Raw genomic sequence first — 4,689 nt, forward strand, 5'->3', positions numbered from 1 at the left:
CCCTGGCCAAGGACGGGCGCCCCGCCCGGCCCCGGCAACGCCCGCACCGTGCAACCGGCCGCAGCGGCGCCGCTGGACCTCCCCACCTGGGCCGGAGGGCCCGCCCCGGCCCTCGTGGGGTTCGTGCCCTGGCCCTACGGCCAGGCCGTCGCCGCCGTCGTCACGGCCGCCGTCACCGACGGCCCCGTGTCCGCCACCGGCTGGACCCGCCCCGTCGACAGCCACCACCCGGTCTCCGCGGAGTACGGCACCCCCGGCAGCTGGCAGGCCGGTTACCACACCGGCGTGGACTTCGCGCTTCCCGAGGGGGAGCCGATCCGGTCCGTCGGCCCCGGCACGGTCGTCGTCGCGGGGGACTCCGGCGACTACGGGGAGACCGTCGTCGTGCGCATGGAGGACGGCCACCACGTCCTCTACGCCCACCTGTCGTCCGTCGCCGTCGCCGTCGGTGACACCGTCCGGGGCGGCCAGGAGATCGGCAAGTCCGGCAACACCGGCCGGTCGACCGGCCCCCACCTGCACTTCGAGGTCCGCAAGGGCCGCGAGTACGGCACCGACGTCGATCCGGTGGAGTACCTGCGCAGGAACGGAGTCGACATCTGACCCGCCGCTCCCGGCAGTTGCGGCGCACCGGGCGGGAGACGGCGGGAGCCCCCGGTGTCGCCACCCGGCACCACCCGTGTCATGACGGTGTCACAGAGCGGCGCCACCCGGTTGCGGCGCGGTCCCGCGCCGATGTACATCTGGGTGGTACACGGGGCGCGCACCGGGGGAGACGGCCCCGCGCCCCGACCGAGGAGGGGAACGGGGACTCATGAGCATGAAGTTCGACATGGGTGCGGACACGCTGTCCACCCTGCAGAGCAGCACCAGCGGGTCGCTGAGCGAGATGTACCGCCTGGTGATGCAGCTGCGCGACGCCGCGGAACCCCTGGAGAGCAAGTTCAAGGGCAACGGCAAGGCCGCGTTCGCGCAGTTCAAGAGCGAGACCGACCTGATCGCCGCCGCGCTCCAGCACGCGATGTCGAAGATCAACGAAGGTCAGGCCGGCATGGATGTGGCCTTCGCCGACGGTGACTCGGAGACCGAGGCCAACGCGCGGCGCGCCATGGGAAGCCAGAACTTCAACGCCGCCCGCTTCTGAGCGGCCATCCACCACTGCACACGGGGAGCAGAGTTGAGCGACAACAGGCTCGCGTACGACACCACCGCCTCCGGCGAGGCCGCCGAGAACCTCAAGCACGTCATGGACAGGCTGGAGACGCTCATCAACGAGCACAGCGGTGACGTGTCCAAGGCCCTCGCGGACTTCGATGCCACCGGAGTCTCCGAGGAGTACGCCGGGGTCGAGTGGAAGTGGCAGGACACCGCGAGCAACGTCAAGACGGTCATCCGCGAACTCCGGCAGGTGCTGGAGGACAACGACGTCACCGCGCAGGCGGCGAGCGACCGGGCGCGCCGGGCGGTGGAGAGCATCCGCTGACACCTCCGCACCGCCACACCCATGTCGCCGTACCGGCCCTCGCCGGTGCGGCGACCTCCGTGTCACGGCGAGAGCACCGGCCCGCGCGGCCGTGGCTCCGCCGTCAGGAACCGCGCGACCGCCCAGCGGCGGTCGCGGCGGGAGAGAAATGGCCAGAGACTACGACAGCCAACTGCTCGAATCCGTCGCCGTGCGCAGACGACGGCTCCGGGACGCCCTGGTCTTCGGGCCCGGCCGCACCCGCCGTGAGGCGGACGAGAACACCGCGAAGATCCTCGGCAGCATCGCGCTGGCCGCCGTGCTGTGCGCGGGCTGCCTGGGCTGGTCCTTCGTCTCGGACCGCTTCCTCGGCGAGAACCGCGGTCGCGGGCTGATGTCGTCCGAACCCGCCGCGACCGTCGCGCAGGTGACGGCCGGAGCCGGCGAACCGTCGACGGGAGCCGGACGATGAGCGTCGAGGCATGGGGCTACACCTCGGTCGACCGCCGCGTCACCGTCATCGGCGCGCACCGGCGGGCCGACCTCTCGCTCTCCGCCGAAGTGCCGGTCGGGCTGATGCTGCCGGAGGTGCTGCGCGTCCTCGGCGAGCAGCCCGGGGACCACCCGACCGCTCGCCGCCTGGTGACCGCCGCGGGCCGCGAGATACCGCTCGGGGCGTCGCTCTCCTTCGCCGCGGTCCTCGACGGCGCCGTCCTCCGCCTGGTCCGCGAGGAGGAACTCCCCGCCGCACCCGTCGTCCACGACGTGGCCGATACCACGGCGGACGACCTCGCCCACCGCGACCTCAGCTGGGGCCCGACAGCCCGCGCTTGGACCGCCGGCGCCGCCATCGCGGCGCTCTCCCTCGCCGCCTCCCACCTCGCCGTGGTCACCCACGGCACGACCACGGCGGCGCCGTGGATCGGTGTGGCGCTCCTGTTGACGACGGCCGTCGCCGTCGCGGCGCTGCTCACCGACCGCCGTGACGCCGGAGTGGCCGCCGCCGTCTCCTCCGGGACGCTCGGGGTGCTGCTCGCCGCGCACCTCGCCGCCCACCATCAGTGGCAGACCCCGCTCGCCCTCGCCGCCCTGCTGACCCCGCCGGTGGTCGTCCTCGTCCTTCTCGGTCTGCTGACGCCGCTGCGGCGGGGCGCCCACATCGGAGCAGCCGCCCTGGCGGCCACCGGCGGGCTGTGGCTGGCGGTCGGCGCGTTCACCGGTTTCGACACCGCGGCGGACCGGGCCCGCCTGGGCGCCGTGGCGGCCGTCGCCGCCGTCTTCGCCCTCGGGGTGCTGCCCCGGCTGGCCATCACCGCCGCCGGGCTCACCGGTCTCGACGACCGGCACGCCGGGGGCCGACCGGCCGCCCGGTCGGAGGTCGGCCGTGCGCTCGACGCCTCCCACCACGGCCTCGCGGCGGCGAGCGTCGTCACCGCCGGCTCCGGCGCGGCCGGTGCCGCGCTCGCGCTGGGGGAGTGGTCCCCGTGGAGCGCGGCGCTCGCCGTGCTCGTCGCGGTGGTGCTGCTCTCCCGCGCCAGGCTGTTCCCGATGGCCGTCAGCGTGATCGCGCTGGTCGCCGCCGGTACCGCCGTCCTGGTGAGGCTCGTCCTCGGCTGGTCCGCGTCGCTCGCCGATCAGCCCTGGCCCGCCCTGGTCCTGGCCGGCCTCGGCGTCGCCGCGCTGGCGCTGCTCGCCGCCCGCCCGGCGGAGCACACGAGGGTCCGCGGTCGCCGGCTGGCAGGGATGGCGGAGTCCCTCGCGGTGGTGGCCGTGCTCCCGGTGGCTGTGGGAGTGTTCGGAGTGTACGGACGTCTGCTCGACACCTTCTGACAGCTGTTCCCCGGCGCCCGGTGCGGCCGGTTCGGCCGGCGGGGCCCGGCGTCCGCTCGGCGGGAGGGCGCGTGCCGCCCGGCCCGGCCGCCTCGACGGGACCTGCGACCGTCACCCGGCCGGTCATCGGCCCGACCACAGAGACGACGCGTCCGGCAGCGGCCGGACCCCGACCGAGGAGAGCCCGCCGTGACGGGGGAGAACTGGCGGCGCGAGGTGCCGCACCCCACCGGGGAGACCGCAGACAGCGACCGGGGAACCCCCGCGGACGACAGCGGACACCCGTCCGCCGGCGCCCCGGACACCGCCCGCACGGACACCCCGGGAGCGAACCACGTGGACGGTACGGAGGCGGTCGGCCGCCGGGTGCCGGACCCGCGCCGAGCGGACCCGCGCCGAGCGGTCCCCGGCACCCCGGAACCGACCGGTCGAGGCGGCCGGGGCGGCCGGGGCACGGGCGGGGAGCGCGGCGGCCCGACTTCCGGGCAGCGACGCCACCTTCCCGACCCCCGCACCGGTGGGCCGCAGTTCAACGCCGCCGTGCCGTCCGCCCGTCAGCCCGACGGGGCGGCCTCCCCGCCGGGAGCCGGACCCACCGCCGATCCGCCGGCCGCCGCCTCCCGGACCGCCGTCCCGCCCGCAGCCGCCTCCCGGACCGCTGACCCCCGTGCCGCCGCCTCCCGGACCGCTGACCCCCGTGCCGCCGCCCGTGCCGCCGACCCGCGACGTGCGGACACCCGCTCGGCAGATCCCCGCGCCGGTGACAGGCACACCGCCGACTCCGGCACCGCCGGCCTCCGCGCCACGGACCCGAGCCCCCCGGCCGACACGCCGCACTCCGGTACGGACCCCCGGCCCGCCGACACCACCGCTTCCTCCCCGGCCCCGCCGCACTACGCCATGCCGCTGGGCGTCGCGCTGCCACCGGCGGCGACCGCGAGCCCCGAACCGGCCGTGACGGGACCGCCCGCGGCGGAGCCGGCCGCCCCGGGAACGCCCGTCTCTCCCTCCCCGCCCCGCGCGCCCGCCGCTCCGGCCGCACCCGAGGACCACGCGGCGACTCCCGCGCCCGCGGCGCGCGGCGGGGAGCGCCCCCGGCCCGGGGCCCCGGCCGACTCCGCCCCGGTGCAGGACGCCGGGCCCGCCCGGCACGCGCCCCCGGCCGGGCCACCGTCCCCCGCACCCCACGAGGAGGAGTCCCTCCGGCCGTCGCGCGACCCGCGGCCTGCCCCGGCCGGCCCGCCGTCCACGGACACCGTCACACTGCGACGCGCCGACATACCGGACGCACTTGAGGTCCCGGCCCGACCGGCTGCGGTCCCGACGTCGCCCGCCGACGGCCCCGCCGCCCCGCCTTTCGCCGCGCCCCGCCGCCCGGTCCCCGCGCTGCCGCCCAT

General features: G+C 76.7%; 5 protein-coding genes. All 5 read left to right on the plus strand.

Features of this window, described 5'->3' with window-relative positions; translation table 11 throughout:
• On the plus strand, positions 1-603 hold a 603-nt coding region (locus HCJ92_RS22255; RefSeq protein ID WP_167935400.1), incomplete at its 5' end, for a M23 family metallopeptidase.
• A 211-nt stretch (positions 604-814) separates the two neighbouring features.
• Positions 815-1,144, plus strand: coding sequence for a hypothetical protein (locus HCJ92_RS22260; protein ID WP_338054326.1), 330 nt, complete (start codon positions 815-817; stop codon positions 1,142-1,144).
• A gap of 33 nt (positions 1,145-1,177) precedes the next feature.
• Positions 1,178-1,483, plus strand: coding sequence for a pore-forming ESAT-6 family protein (locus HCJ92_RS22265; RefSeq protein ID WP_167935401.1), 306 nt, complete (start codon positions 1,178-1,180; stop codon positions 1,481-1,483).
• Between the two features lie 148 nt (positions 1,484-1,631).
• The gene (locus HCJ92_RS22270; protein ID WP_167935402.1) at positions 1,632-1,934 is read left to right on the plus strand and encodes a hypothetical protein; all 303 of its coding nucleotides are present in this window, start codon (positions 1,632-1,634) and stop codon (positions 1,932-1,934) included.
• Entirely contained in the window at positions 1,931-3,292 is a 1,362-nt protein-coding gene (gene eccD / locus HCJ92_RS22275; protein WP_167935403.1) for a type VII secretion integral membrane protein EccD, read from the plus strand. Before HCJ92_RS22270 ends, eccD begins: the two co-directional genes overlap by 4 nt.
• Positions 3,293-4,689: the final 1,397 nt, after the last annotated feature.

Source organism: Streptomyces spiramenti, assembly GCF_012034385.1.
In the GTDB taxonomy this organism is placed as follows: Bacteria; Actinomycetota; Actinomycetes; order Streptomycetales; family Streptomycetaceae; genus Streptomyces; species Streptomyces spiramenti.

What these genes read in the sequence shown, in the direction of transcription:
- HCJ92_RS22260 (WP_338054326.1), top strand. Translation starts at nt 815, where the DNA reads ATGAGCATGAAGTTCGACATGGGTGCGGACACGCTGTCCACCCTGCAG.
- HCJ92_RS22270 (WP_167935402.1), top strand. Translation starts at nt 1,632, where the DNA reads ATGGCCAGAGACTACGACAGCCAACTGCTCGAATCCGTCGCCGTGCGC.
- eccD (WP_167935403.1), top strand. Translation starts at nt 1,931, where the DNA reads ATGAGCGTCGAGGCATGGGGCTACACCTCGGTCGACCGCCGCGTCACC.